The sequence below is a fragment of the Roseateles sp. GW821-FHT09G03 genome, from assembly GCF_059416045.1.
Map to the genome: position 1 here is coordinate 100,405 of NZ_JBWKOK010000005.1, position 13,602 is coordinate 114,006.

Annotated in this window: 12 protein-coding genes; 6 read left to right on the forward strand and 6 right to left on the reverse strand. The window is 59.8% G+C overall.

All coding sequences use genetic code 11. From position 1 onward, the window contains the following. Positions 1-323: 323 nt before the first annotated feature. Positions 324-836: a hypothetical protein gene (locus AC07OZ_RS19005; RefSeq protein ID WP_495468651.1), complete on the reverse strand. Its 513-nt coding sequence runs from the start codon at positions 834-836 to the stop codon at positions 324-326. Positions 837-1,083: 247 nt separating this feature from the next. Continuing rightward, a complete protein-coding gene (locus AC07OZ_RS19010) occupies positions 1,084-3,168 on the reverse strand; it encodes an AAA family ATPase (RefSeq protein ID WP_495468652.1) in 2,085 nt (694 codons plus the stop codon). 441 nt (positions 3,169-3,609) lie between these two features. Between AC07OZ_RS19010 and AC07OZ_RS19015 the strand changes: the two genes are divergently transcribed. Next, entirely contained in the window at positions 3,610-3,966 is a 357-nt protein-coding gene (locus AC07OZ_RS19015; RefSeq protein WP_495468653.1) for a hypothetical protein, read from the forward strand. On the opposite strand, the gene AC07OZ_RS19020 is transcribed toward AC07OZ_RS19015, so the two are convergent. Both AC07OZ_RS19020 and AC07OZ_RS19025 read right to left on the reverse strand, forming a co-directional pair. Beyond that, entirely contained in the window at positions 3,932-4,675 is a 744-nt protein-coding gene (locus AC07OZ_RS19020) for an SOS response-associated peptidase family protein (RefSeq protein ID WP_495468654.1), read from the reverse strand. The genes AC07OZ_RS19015 and AC07OZ_RS19020 overlap by 35 nt on opposite strands. 3 nt (positions 4,676-4,678) lie before the next feature. Next, on the reverse strand, positions 4,679-4,915 hold the full coding sequence (locus AC07OZ_RS19025) for a hypothetical protein (protein WP_495468655.1): 237 nt from the start codon (positions 4,913-4,915) through the stop codon (positions 4,679-4,681). A 1,005-nt stretch (positions 4,916-5,920) separates the two neighbouring features. Here AC07OZ_RS19025 and AC07OZ_RS19030 point away from each other — a divergent pair. After that, a complete protein-coding gene (locus tag AC07OZ_RS19030) occupies positions 5,921-7,123 on the forward strand; it encodes a DNA adenine methylase (RefSeq protein WP_495468656.1) in 1,203 nt (400 codons plus the stop codon). Continuing rightward, entirely contained in the window at positions 7,123-7,956 is an 834-nt protein-coding gene (locus tag AC07OZ_RS19035; RefSeq protein WP_495468657.1) for a DpnII family type II restriction endonuclease, read from the forward strand. Before AC07OZ_RS19030 ends, AC07OZ_RS19035 begins: the two co-directional genes overlap by 1 nt. A gap of 50 nt (positions 7,957-8,006) precedes the next feature. On the opposite strand, the gene AC07OZ_RS19040 is transcribed toward AC07OZ_RS19035, so the two are convergent. Next, positions 8,007-9,041 (reverse strand): phage portal protein, encoded by a 1,035-nt coding sequence (locus AC07OZ_RS19040; RefSeq protein ID WP_495468658.1) that lies wholly within the window; start codon positions 9,039-9,041, stop codon positions 8,007-8,009. Continuing rightward, positions 9,041-10,837: a terminase ATPase subunit family protein gene (locus AC07OZ_RS19045; protein ID WP_495468659.1), complete on the reverse strand. Its 1,797-nt coding sequence runs from the start codon at positions 10,835-10,837 to the stop codon at positions 9,041-9,043. Before AC07OZ_RS19045 ends, AC07OZ_RS19040 begins: the two co-directional genes overlap by 1 nt. A gap of 156 nt (positions 10,838-10,993) precedes the next feature. Between AC07OZ_RS19045 and AC07OZ_RS19050 the strand changes: the two genes are divergently transcribed. Genes AC07OZ_RS19050 through gpM form a run of 3 tightly spaced genes read left to right on the forward strand, consistent with a single transcriptional unit; the run spans position 10,994 to position 13,584 of the window. Further along, a complete protein-coding gene (locus tag AC07OZ_RS19050; protein ID WP_495468660.1) occupies positions 10,994-11,830 on the forward strand; it encodes a GPO family capsid scaffolding protein in 837 nt (278 codons plus the stop codon). A gap of 36 nt (positions 11,831-11,866) precedes the next feature. After that, positions 11,867-12,874, forward strand: a complete 1,008-nt coding sequence (locus tag AC07OZ_RS19055) for a phage major capsid protein, P2 family (protein ID WP_495468661.1) — start codon at positions 11,867-11,869, stop codon at positions 12,872-12,874. A gap of 8 nt (positions 12,875-12,882) precedes the next feature. Further along, positions 12,883-13,584, forward strand: coding sequence for a phage terminase small subunit (gene gpM, locus AC07OZ_RS19060; protein ID WP_495468662.1), 702 nt, complete (start codon positions 12,883-12,885; stop codon positions 13,582-13,584). The last annotated feature ends 18 nt before the right edge of the window (positions 13,585-13,602 follow it).

The following is a 13,602-nucleotide window of genomic DNA, read 5'->3' on the forward strand; positions in this document are numbered from 1 at the left end:
ACTAAGCACACTCACCAATCGATTCATTGGTGAAAACCATTCCCACCTTTGGGGGAACAAACCGGAGGTAGGAACAGGAGCGCGTCTTATTCATTGCATTCATTGTGAGCCTGGGCCCGGCACTCACAACAGTGACGTCGCGTACCTTAAGCAAGGGTCAATACTCAACTCAGCGGTGGAATCGTACCGATCACACGGTATCGATCATCACCTCGAACTGCCACGCTTGCTTCGATGTGATCGAGCATGAATGGCAAACCGGCACCAGCATGGCCCCATCCATGGCCCCAGACGGCCCACTGCCTTGACGGAGAGAAGTGGTGTTAGATCTTGCTGGCGCGTTCGACAAAGCGCCCTCCCGCCTGAATGGCGGCGTCGAACAGCTCGAGCAGTTGCTCGAACGCTTCTCTCCCACCGCCCTCCTTTGCCACGAGCCCACCTGGCGAAACATCTTGGACGATCGAATCCAAAAGCTGGTGAAACTCGATCAGATCTGACGCATGCTCGACGTGCAGAGCGCCCAGTTTTTCGATGTGCGCCTGGTACACGCGCGAGTAATGCGAGGGGACTGAAACCTCAAAGCGAAAGGGCCCCGTCAACTCGCCGGACGCGAACGCTTCGACGACCCGAGCCACGTCGCTACGGTAGCGGCGCACGCGGATGATGGTGAGCAGTCCATGAACCTCTGCCGCTAGCGCCGACGTCGCCCGCTTCCGATCGGTCTTGCGAGCACGCATGTCCGTGAGCCAACCGCCGACCAGGCCGGCGGACGCGCCGATCGCGGTGCCAAGAACACCGGCGGCGACGGTGGCCCATTGATTTGCGTCGGCCATCATTCCCCCCAAGTTGTTTCCCGCAACGCTATCGCACTCCGCGACATCCTCGCGACGGCTTACCCACGGGCTAACCCCATTCGACAACGCTGGGGACGCCGTAGCTTTTGGGTAGCGACCGGATGGCGGGAATTGAACCCGCAGGCGTCCCGGACGCCGCGCCGCTCGATGCGCATCGGTGCGAAAGGCACTACCGAAGCCCTGGAACCGCTTAACCCCGCACGGGCACGCAGCAGACGAGCATTAACAATCAATGGGCAGCAATAATCCGCTCACACTCGTGAATAATGTATTCAGGTATGCCATCAAATCTGTGCGGATTTATTTGCATTACATATTCATTTTCAATGTGGAATGTCTCATTAACAAACTTCCTCAGAACGTCATCCTGATCTCCGCTTACACCGATATGCCGCTCTCTAAATATGCGGAACAACTGCAGCTTATCGTAGCCAATAGAAGCTGAAGCAAATCTTTGACGCAGGCCCACCTTGTCATCAATCAATGCGAGCACATTTGCATAAGAGAATCCAGGAATCCACTGCATAACAGAATTCTCCGCCTCCGTAATTTCTGCCGGGGTCATTAAGGTTCCCTCCTTGTAAGCCGGATCTTTTCGAGCATGCAGCAGACTTGCAAGATAATTGTACTCAACACCTAAATCGTTGACGATCTCAAAGTGGCGACGAAGGTAGATACATTTGATAATTTCGTCTGTCACACTAGCCACATTGGAAGAGCATACCTGTGCAAAAGTTTGAATATCTTGCTCCAAGATCTCCAGCTCCGAAATAACGCCGCCACGTGAGCTTAGAAAATGTGCCTTTGGCTTAGGCTGTTGAAATTTACCCTTCACGCCTCGAAGGACGTCAATCGCCGGCTCCATATCGTGCGTCAACAACAAAACCGTCGAATCTCGAAGACAAGCCTTTCCACGAAAAAGCTCGTTCAGAATGGCGAATTTCTTGGTCTTGTCAAAACTTGAAACTGGGTCATCAAGCACGGCGAGATCAGGCTTTTCTTTAAGAACTTGATACATGAATAAAACGAGCGCAAAAGCGTTTCTTTCGCCATAACTCAAGTGCTTTGCTGCCGCCTCAAGGTGATCGTCAGCATCGCGATGAGAAAGCTTCATCTTGTAAGCATCACCCTCGGCTTGAATAGATACCAAGTACCTATAACCGGCCGACATCAGAAATTCGTTAATTCCTTTCTGGTTCTCTACAATTGACTTCTGAATTTGCGCCTTATGTTTATTGACACGCCCTTTTAGATCACCAACCTTTTTAGACAAATCTTTTAGGCGTGTATTAATCGGCTCGACAAGTGCTTGAGTGTCCGTTGAATTCAACTGGGGCAAAAATGTCAAGTCAATTCGGAGCGAGTCAAGTGAGTCTTCAATCTTTTCGACATCTCTCAAGGCGTAGAACGAAATCGAGCGTAATCCTTCTAGTTTCAACAACAAGGTTTCTACGGTCCCCCGGAGGCCAGCGAGAAAATTCTCACCTTCCGGAGAAAGTTCGACCTTGGATCGTGTAATAGCATCCAAACCAACTCTGCATGCAGATTCAAAATACTTTCCAAGTCTCTTGATGATTACCTGGAGGCCACTCAAATGCTCTATCACCTTCGGGTCATATTCTTTAGCCACCAATCGTGCAACGTCTTTCTTGTCACTTTGCTGCAGATCGGACGAGCAATATGGACAATTGTGCGAAAGCTCCGAGAATGCATTACCCTTAGTCTGCCAAGAAATCCATGTCGCTGGCTGATCGCTTTTTATGAAATCCCCGTAGGCGGCCAAACCATCAGGGATGTTTTCAATTTTATTTCCCGAGCCAAAAGCTTTAAAGCCCTTGCTAGTTTTGGCTATTGCACCCGCCTTGGTCAAACCGAAGGCGTCACGTAGCTCTTTGAGATCGCCAATCGCACCCTCAATATCACTATCATTGTTAAATGAGGCTTTGATATCAGAGAACAAGGTTTCCATCTCAGCCATCGCAATGACAAACGCCTCATTACGAATGAAAATGTCAAAACTATTTTTGAGAACTTCATCTTTTTGAAATACAAATTGCGAAACATAGGCTTCATCAAATATCATCACAGACTGCACCCCCTCCAGTCCCGTCACCTTCGGATTGAATTGAGTGGGATCTTTGCGGTATTTGAATGGCTTCAATGTTTTCAACGAATCCACGTCATTGACCGCGTACGAAATTGCTCGCGCGATCGAGCTCTTACCCAGCCCATTCGGGCCATATTTGATATTCAGCGTCTCTTTTTCAATCGACACATCTGCCTTCTCAACGCTATTGCAGTATTCGATTGTCACTGTGTAATTTGACATAGTCCTCCCTTAACAGATCGAAGCCGTTTGGTCACGCGCACGCTCAGTTGCGCGCCAGCGGCTCTGCCTAGTGAAGCGAAATTCTTTGCTTTGCAACAGAGTGTTGCTACCGATCTGGCTTTTTCCACCGTCCTTCCAATGTTGGTGACAGTGCAGCGGTGCCTTCTGGTCGGTCACGGGCATCGAGCGCGAGACGATCGACGGGACTGAGGTGTCGCTCCGACAGACCTGGGCTCTCCGCGAGCTACCAGCAGAAGTGTGTGAGGAGATCGACAGCTCACTCGCCATGGGGCAGCTCACTGGGATACCGCTCACCATGTGGGGCGTGACGGGCGTGCCCGAAGCGCCGCCGCCGCCCGTCGACCCGCGCGAATGCAGCGGACCGCAAATGCAGCGGGCGCCTCTCCAATCCAGCGGCAAGACGCCATGACCTATTCCATCGCGATGCACCAGGTCGTAGTGCTAGAGCGCGACCATGATGGCGCGGAATGCGTGATCCGACGGGTGCTTGAAGAGCGCCTCGGCGGCGCGGCAGGAGTGGTCGACGCCTACTTCGTTGCAGGCGGGCGGGACTTCGGAATAACTGCACCGGCCCACGCTGCGGCCGTGCAGTGGCGCAACGCCGAGCTGGCCGCGCTGGACGCTGTCCACCTCGCGTTTCCCGCACTCATGCTGCGCCTCGCCGGCGACGACCTCGACGAGGCGTTGGCCGACGAGTTCGTCACCATCGAGGCAATGCCCACTGCTGTCACAGCAGAGTGGTCAGCAGCGCATCCGTCCTGATCGCGTCGACCTGGTCGAAGAACTCAGTCGGCTGGGTGCGAATCAACTCGCCGGCGTTGTCGATCGGCCCAAACAACCACGCTCCCCAGTCCTCCGGCTCGACGTGCACGACGGCCCGCTTGTCCTGCTTGTCGTCGGCCAGCTTCGGATCGGGCTTGTGCAGTCGCGCGAGCATCGGATGGGTGTCGCAGTTGCAGGTCAGCACCGTGTAGTTTGGGACAATCTCGCCGGTGGACGGGTCTGTCCAGTGGTTCCAGATGCCGGCCAGCATCCAAGGCAGCCCGTCGGCGCGCTTCAGTTGCCACCACACGTTTTTGCCGGTCTCCCAGTTCGGTTCCTGGTACCACGTTGCGGGGATCAAGCAGCGCCTGCCCTCGTTCCATGCAGCACGGAAGGTCTGCGACGTCGCGACGGTCTCTGACCTCGCGTTGTTCGTGCTGCGAGGCCGCGGCGCCGGCGGTTTCTTTTCCGGTACGGGCTTAGGCTGCATCATGTCTTTGCGCGCAGGCGCACCAGGCCGGATCAGCGCCCACTGGCCGATCTCACCGATCATCCCGTTCTCGCCGTCCGATCTCAGGAAGAGGCCAGGATCGAACGGGCCAACGAACGGCTTTTCGGGTAGCCGCTCCGGCAACCACAGCTTGCCTAGATGGCGGCGAACATAGACCTCGAATGCGTTCTTCGGGGCCATGTGGTACAGGTTGCACATCTGTCAGCGCTCCTCAAACGGAGCGCTGCAGTCGCCACCCGGGTCTGCCTCAAGCTCCATCGCTGCGATTGCGTCGACAGCTGCACTCCTGGCCAGCTCCGGCAGCTCGCATTGACCGGCGAGCGGCACCCGAGTGATCTGGTCCGGATCCTCGCCCACACCCATCACGAGCACCGGCACAAAGGTGCCCTGCTCTGTCTCGTCAACCTCCACATCAGCCCAAAAATTCTCGGCGTCCATGAGGCCACTGTAGAGGCCGCCGACGGCCTGCGGAAGCCACCAATCCAAAATCGGAACGGCCTCGGGAACTCCCTAATCTTCCTAATCACGCCTGTCGGAATGCCGAAATTCCTTTGCGAATCATGCGCTTAGCGACAGTCATCAACCCTAATCTTTTTCTAACCTCAACCTAATCAGATTAGGAAGATCGATCCTAACTTTTTCACAACGACTATCCCTTTCAAAACAACAACTTACGAAAAAATTAGGTTTGAGGTTAGGTCTGATTAGGTCCATAGCCTAATCAGAGAAATTCAAAAGGGACAACGGCTTAGCTGCGTTTTTCAGGGGTAGTTAGGAAGATTAGGCACTTCCCGAGTTGCCTCCCGGAAAGGCCCCGCCACATGCGGATCCTGCAGCGTTGGGCAGACCATCGCAGGCGGCAGTCGCGGGCGGTACCGTCCTTAGAAGCCCGGCAGATCTCGTCACGCTGGCGCCGCGCATTTGCGCCGTCAAGGCCGCGCCGCGCCGGGCGCTACGCCCTCTCGGCAGAGTCGTCGAAGTCGACCTATTTAGCGCGCGGGCGGGGCGGGGTCCCGAGCGCGCGCCGCCGGTCTGCATCGGCTGCAACGGCCCTGGGGCACCGCCCCACGCCTCGCCGCCCCTCTTCCGATGCCCGCATCGGGCCGCCGAGCGACAAACGTGGATTCGCCCGGGGGTCAGCAAGCCTCATCGCCGACGAAGCGCCTGCGCGCTTTATCGCTGCGACGCACGCTGCTGCCGTCGGACCCGCGCAGCTGCACCCTGCGGGTGTCCTCGCTGAGCCGCCACGCTTTGCGGCAAGCTGATCTTGCGTTCCGATGCCAGGTTGCTAAGCGGTTGCCAATCGGTTGCGAGCAGTTGCTAGAGCGTGCACGATCAGCAGGGCGGTCGCGTTCCCATGGCGAGCAACGGAAGCCAAAAGCTCCCGTGGGCACATGCGAGCCGTGTTTGCTGGCGTTGCCGATCGGTTGCTGATCGCGTGCTATGCGCGACCGCCAGGAGGCAACGTGCAGCGATTGGATGCGAGAATTCGAGACGGCACTCAAGCACCGAGTGCGCACACTCCGCGAGGAACTCCGTCAGATGCCACGTACAGCGAATGTTCAACAGACCGTCGCCCCAGTCGTTCCCATTCGGCGGCCCACGGCGCCGCTCGAAGCGATGCCAGCTAGTGCATCGAAATATCCTGAACTTCGTTACATGGGGTCGAAGCGGCGTCTGCTGCCATGGATATTCGAAACGCTCGATCAGTTCGACTTCACGAGTGCACTGGACCCCTTCTCCGGAACAGGCAGCGTCTCCTATCTCTTGAAGTCGATGGGCCGGCGCGTCATCGCTTCTGACTTTTTGAACTTCACTAGCACGGTCGCCCGCGCGACTGTTGAGAACAACATCGTGCATCTCGACGGGAAGGCAATTAAGAAGCTTCTTGACCGCACCCCGCCAGCACACGATTTTGTGGAGCGAACATTCAACGGAGTGTTCTACACGCTTGAGGATCTGCGCTTCCTCGACCGCGTTTCGGGCAATATTCGCCAGCTCCAAGACCCGCATCAGCAAGCCCTCGCTTTTGCTGCCTTGTTCCGCTCCTGCTCAAAGCGTCAGCCACGCGGGGTGTTTACTATTTCCGGTGACCTCTCCCGATATGACGACGGTCGGCGCGATTTACAGCTTTCCCTCGAAGAGCATTTCTTGGAGCAAATTGAGGTCTACAACGCAGCTGTCTTCGACAACGGGAGGAAGAACCAAGCGATTCGTTCCGATATTTTTGATCTTCCCCGCCGCAAGGTAGATCTCGTCTACCTGGATCCGCCGTACGTGCCTCGTTCGGACGACAACTGCTACATCAAGCGATACCACTTCCTCGAAGGCCTTTCTTGTTATTGGCAAGGTCTGCCAATCGACACGACAACCAAAGTCCGCAAAATTGCAAAACGGTACACACCATTCAGCTACCGACGTACTGCGGTGGAAGCGTTTGACCGCATGTTTGCGAAGTTCAAAGGCAGCAAGATTGCTCTTTCATACAGTTCAAATGGCTTCCCAGACTTAGAACAGTTGGAAGGACTCATGCGCAAGTACAAAAGCAATGTGCGAGTTTTCGAGAAGCCTCACCGCTATCATTTCGGTACGCATGCAGGGGTGGAGCGCGCGTCTGTCACGGAATATCTGATCGTCGGCGTCTAATGCAAGCAAAAGATCAATCGCTCGGCGAGATCGTCGACAGGCTAAGTCCGCTCGCTGTGGATTGGATGGACGAAACAGCCGCCAAAGCGATCGCGCGCCTGACGGACCTTCCCAAGCAGCCCACCTACGGTCGCAGCGAGATGGCCGCGCTGCTTGCCGGAGACTTTGAAGAAGGCATCCTGTGCGCTCGACTCTTCCTTGCCCTGTCCAAAGACACCATGGAAGCAGAACTCAAACGCGTCCTCGGTGCCGGTGGGATAGGCGTTACGCGCTACAAGGCGGACTCTGCGGCCTACCTGTCTGCGCTTGAACAGTTGAAGCTGCCAGAGGCAATGGCCGCGTCAATCAACCACGAGCCCGTCTGGAGTGACATCCTTGTCGAGCGCCTACGGTCGGGGCGTGGTTCAGCTATCTCGGGCCAACGACGGGGCAGGGGCCTAGAGGATTTCACCGAGGCAATGGTGCGCGAAGTTTTTGGCGAAGGCTATGAAACTCGGTGCACATTCACGGGTGCAGATAACAAGACTGCGAAGTGCGACGTCTGCGTACCCGATCGAACTCGACCTAGGATAGTTATTGAAGTCAAGGGTTACGGGGCCACAGGGTCAAAGATGACAGACATCATTGGCGACCTCGATGCCATCATTGATGCCATGCGCCGCGACACATGGCTGCTCTTCGTGACCGATGGCATGACCTGGAAGCAGCGACTTTCCGATCTCAAAAAAATCGTTGACCGCCAAAATCAGGGCAAGATCGCACGCATCTATACGACGCAAATGCGCGATGAATTTTTGAATGACCTGAAGAGTCTCAAACAGATAATTAGTTAAGGCACGAGCGCCACTTTGTCGCGATGGCTGCACTTCCGCTGAGGTCTGCGTCACGATGCACTACCGACGTCGCCATCGCCCAGTTCGATCGCATAGGCATCGAAATCGACGACTTGGTCTCCAAGCCACTCGTTGAGGGCGCGGAATCGCTGCTGAAGCGGCGCAATCTCGTTTCGCGCAAACACCTTTGCTGCAGGCAATACCGCGCCGAAGCCGCCCGTATTGCCCGGAACGATGCCGAGCAGTTGCGGAGGGATGCGGTGAGCCGCGAGGACATCGTCGCGACTCACGTTCTTGATGTTAAAGAACTCATCCTTCGCCGCTACCTCACTTACGGGTATGAGCTGCACTCCATCCTTCTTGCCGTTCGGCGAGTACAGAAACAGGTTGCGGAAGTTGCCCGGCCCCTTGCTGTCCTTCAGCGCTTGGCGGATCGCATCGATGTCCTCTTGCTGCTGAGCCGGGTCGCTGATGTACATGATGAAGCCGGCGTGACTGCCGTTGTTGTAGTAGCGCCGCCGGAACAGCGTCGCCGACTCATTCAACCAGGCCGCCTGTAACGAGCTGAGGTACTCAGGCAGGCCATACACCTCCTGGTTGATGTCGGCCTCGCGCATGTGGAACACGGAGCCCTTCCGGAACTCATGCTCGTCGCCCCAGCGCCGCACGAAATGGTAGGTCTTCAGGTCCTCGCCGCGGCGCACGTACTTCGCGAGCGCATGACGCAACTCGAGCCCTCGCCCCGTGAGCGATCGCGGCCGCTCGAGGTAGGCGTTGCCGAAGATCAGGAAGTCCAACACCAACGCGCCGAAGGTCTCTGCGCTCAGCAGCTTGTGCGGCTTGAACGTCGACACCAGGACGTTGCGCTTGAAGTAGATGCTGCTGCTGTGGTGCGTGCTGGCGCGGAAGCTCTTGGCGAGCCCTTCCCAGCTCACCGGCGGCTCGTACCACTTGCCCATCAGGCCGCACTCCAGGTAGTCGAGCAGATCCCGGTGGTCCATCACCGGCACCGGATCGCCAAAGGTGAACGCCTCGACGCGAGGCTCACGACGGCCCTGAGGCGCGATCGCTTCAATCGTTTCCATCACGAGATCTCCATGATGCTGCGGCTCTGCAGCGTGAACCCCTCCAGGGGCTCGTTGTCCAATGCGTGCATGCAGGCCCAGGCCAGGTCTGCATGCCCCGTCTCGTCGCTGCGGCCCGCGTCGTAGGTGACGCTGCGACCGCTCGCTGTCAGGGTACGGCGGATGGCAAGGAAAGCATGCGCCAGGTCGATCCAGCCCGCGTCGAACTCCAGCCGGCCCTTGGCGATCACGCTCTTGGCCTTGAGCACCAGGCGCGTCTTCGTCTCCAGCGAGTAGTTGATCGCCCTCACCGCTGGGAAGAACTTCTGCACGATCTGATAGACCCCCTGCCCCAGGCCCGTCGTATCGATCCCGATGTGCTGCACGTTGAAGCGCTCGGTGATCTTGCGGATCGACTCAGCCTGGGCCTCGAAGTCCATGCCCTTGAACTGGTGGCGCTCGAGGACGCGGAACTTCCCGCCAGGCGAGGCCGGCGGCGCCACGACAACGCAACCGGCGGTGTCGCCGGTATGGGAGGGGTCGTACCCGACCCAAACGGGCCGGTGACCGAAGGGTCGCAGCGAGAACGGCTTGACGTCGTCCCAGGCCTCCCAGCTGTCGACCATGCATCGCTGCAACTCGGACAGCGGGAACACGGAATAGGTGTCGTCGATGAACCCGCACATGAGCAGGTTCTCGAACTCCTCAGGCGTGTATTCGAGGCGCAGCTCATCGATGTCGAACAAGTCGCAGCCGCTGTTGGCGGCATCGATGATGTTGACGATGTTGCGCCAGACCTTGTCCTCACCCGTGAAGCCACCGCCGCCCAGGCGATCGTGGCTGAGGTCGAAGGGCACGCGCTCGTTCTTCGCGCGGCGCTTGTTGAACTTGTCGCCGCTCCAGTACTGGTAAGCCTCGTGCTGGATCGAGCTGGGCGTGCTGAAGTAGGTCTTGCGCCACTGCTTGTGCATCGCCATGCCCGAAGCGACCTTGTTCAGCTCCTCGAAGCGGTGCGTCCAGAAGAACTCGTCGAAGTAGAAGTTCCCGTGATAGCCCTGGGCCGTGCGCGCGTTGGTGCCCAGGAAGTAGATGTGCGCGCCGTTGGAGAGAACGATCGGATCGCCAGCCAGCTCGACGCCGCAGGACTCGGCGGCGAACTGCAGGATGTACTGCTTGAAGATGTGCGCCTGCGCTTTGCTCGCCGACAGGAAGACCTGGTTGCGCCCGGTCTCGATCGCGTCCATCAAGGCCTCGCGCGCGAAGTACCAGGTAGCGCCGATCTGGCGCGACTTCAGGATCATGCGCGTGCGCTGGTGGCCGTTGCGCAGCCAGACCTTTTGGTAGCCGAAGAGCGAGTCTTTGAAGGCCGACTGCACCTTCTCGACGGCCTCCTCGTGGAAGTGGTTGCGCTCGGGCCTCTTCTTCGGCCCCTCGTTGCGGCGCTCGATGTTGGGGTTGAGGTCTGATTCCTTCCCCGTCTTCTCGTACTTGCGCACGCGCGCCAGGCGCTCGACCTGGCGGCCCAGCAGGTCGATTTCCTTGAAGTCGCCGCCGGTCTTCTGGTCCTTCGCGATCAGCTGCACCAAGCGCGTCTCCAGCGCGCCTTCCACACGCTCGATGGGCTGCGCCTTGTCCCAGGCCTCGGCGTCCTTCCAGCCCTGCACGGTGGACCTCGGCTCCTCGATCCACTCGGCAATCGACGACACGCGCCACCCCTGCCAGTAGAGGTGGCGCGCGGTGCGGCGCTTGTCAGCATTGGTGCCCTCGAGCGGCTTCTGGCGCGTGCTCGGCGAGGCTTCGGCGGCTTGCGAAGTCATGGGGAGCGAGGGTATGGGCGCACGCGCGCATACGCGATGGATAGGGGCCGCTGGGCGGCGTTACCGGTCGCCGACAGACCCGTATCGCGTTGAAAGCACCGCCCCCAGCGAAGACGATGACGACACCAGCAACCTGCCCTGTCCGTCACGCCCATCATGACCATCAAGTCCCGCAAGTTCCGCGTCGCCACCGAAGGCGCCACGACCGACGGCCGCACCATCCAGCGCGAGTGGCTCGTGCAGGCGGCGAAGAACTACAACCCCAAGACCTACGCCGCGCGCGTGAACATGGAACACCTGCGCAGCGTGCACCCCGACAGCGCATTCCGCGCCTACGGCGACATCCTGTCGGCGGAGACCCGCGAGGAAGACGGCAAGCTGCGCCTGTACGCCGAGATCGCTCCGCTGCCCGAGTTGGTCACGCTGACCAAGGCGGGTCAGAAACTGTTCACCAGCATCGAGATCAATCCGAAGTTCGCCGACACCGGCGAGGCCTACCTGGTCGGCGTCGCGGTCACGGACAACCCGGCGAGCCTGGGCACCGACATGCTGAGCTTCGCGCAGCAGAACCCGAAGGCGAGCCCGTTCGCGGCCCGCAAGTCGCACCCGGACGCGCTGTTCACTGAGGCCGTGGAGACCGAGCTGGTCTTCGAGGACGAATCCACCAGCGAGGACACGAGAAAGTTCGGCGAGCGGCTGCGCAAACTGGTCAAGACGTTCACGAGCAAGGGCAAGACCGACGACGCCCGCTTCGGCGAGGTCGTCGACGCGCTGGAGCAGATCGGCGAGCACCTCACCGACCAGGCAGAGGCCTTCGCCGGCCAGAAGCGCCGCGCCGACGACGCCGAGAAGGCCTTCAAGGCGCTCAAGGCCGAGTTCGACCAGGTCAAAGCGACCGTCGACAGGTTCGACACGACCCCGGCGCCGGGCTACACGCAGCGCCCGCCGGCCACCGGCAGCAACCCCAACGCCGGCGCGCAGACCGACTGCTGATCAGCCGCCCCATCCCGAATCGCACCTAGGACCCTCATGCGCAACGACACCCGCATCGCCTTTAACTCCTACCTGGCGCGCGTCGCCGCCCTCAGCTCGGTCGCCAGCGCGGCGCACTCGTTCGCGGTGGCCCCGTCCGTCCAGCAGACGCTGGAGAAGAAGATCCAGGACACCTCCGACTTCCTCAAGCGCATCAACATCATCGGCGTGGCCGAGATGCAGGGCGAGAAGCTCGGCCTGGGCATCTCCGGCCCGGTGGCAAGCCGCACCAACACCACCCAGAAGGACCGCCAGACGCGCGACCTGACGGGCATCGACGCGCGCAGCTACAAGTGCGAGAAGACCAACTTCGACACGCACGTCGGCTACGCCAAGCTGGACGCCTGGGCCAAGTTCCCGGAGTTCCAGAACATGATCCGCGACCTGATCGTGCAGCGCCAGGCGCTGGATCGGATCATGATCGGGTTCAACGGCACCTCTGTCGCGGCGGACACTGACCCGGTCGCCAATCCGCTGCTGCAGGACGTCAACATCGGCTGGCTGGAACACATGCGTGTCGACGCGCCGGCCCGTGTCATGGGCAAGGATGCGCCCATCAAGATCGGCGGCGCCCAGGCCGACTACAAGAACCTGGACGCCGCCGTCTATGACGCTCGGCAACTGCTGGATCCGTGGTTCCAGGAAGACCCGGGGGTGGTCGCCATCCTGGGGCGGGATCTGATGCACGACAAGCTGTTCCCCATCGTGAACAGCGACAAGGCGCCCACCGAGATCCTGGCGGCGGACGTCGTGCTGTCGCAAAAGCGCGTGGGCGGCCTGCCGGCGGCGACGGTGCCCTTCTTCCCGCCCAACGCCATCCTGATCACGCGCTTCGACAACCTGTCGATCTACTGGCAGGAAAGTGCTCGCCGCCGCCGGCTGGAGGACAACCCGAAGCGCGATCGCATCGAGAACTACGAGTCCTCCAACGACGCCTTCGTGGTCGAGGACCACGGCCTGGCGGCGCTGCTGGAGAACATCCAGCTCGAGGAGGTGGGCGCGTGAATTCGCGCATGAGCCCTGCTCGGGCCCACCGTGCCCGCGTGCTGGCCGCGCAGGCCTCGGCCTCGTCGCCCGCCGGCGGCGAGGTCGTCGGCGAGGCCTACGAGCTGATGCAGGCCCAGCTCGTGGAGCACCGTCGTCAGCTCAAGGGCATCCAGTCGCTGGAGCGAAAGATCGAAGCCAAGCGCGCCTTCCTCCCCGTCTACAAGGACTGGGTTCAAGCGGCGGTCGAGGAAGGCCGCGGCGCGCAGGACCAGGTGCTCATGACGGTCCTGGTCTGGCTGATCGACGTCGGCCAGATCGGCGACGCGCTCTACGTCGCGCGCTACGCCGTCGAGCATGGCCTGTCCATGCCTGACCAGTACGACCGGAACCTGCCGACGGTCCTGCTCGACGAGATCGGTGGCGCGGCACTCGCCGGCAAGCTGCCCGTGGCCGAGTGCATCGAGTACATGCAGGCGGTGCTCGAACTCACGCACGACGCCGACACGCCCGACCAGGCGCGGGCCAAGGTCCACAAGGCCCTGGGCTACGCGTACATGGGCCGCTCGGGCGCCAGCGAGGTCGACGTGGGCACCGTCCCCGTCGACGCCGCCAAGCTCGCCCTGCAGCACTGCCGCCGTGCCCTGGAGCTGTTCGACCAGGTCGGCGTGAAGAAAGACATTGAGCGCCTGGAGCGCCGGCTGAAAACCGCCGGCGAGCTGAGCGCCTGACCGCTTCCGGACCCCGGA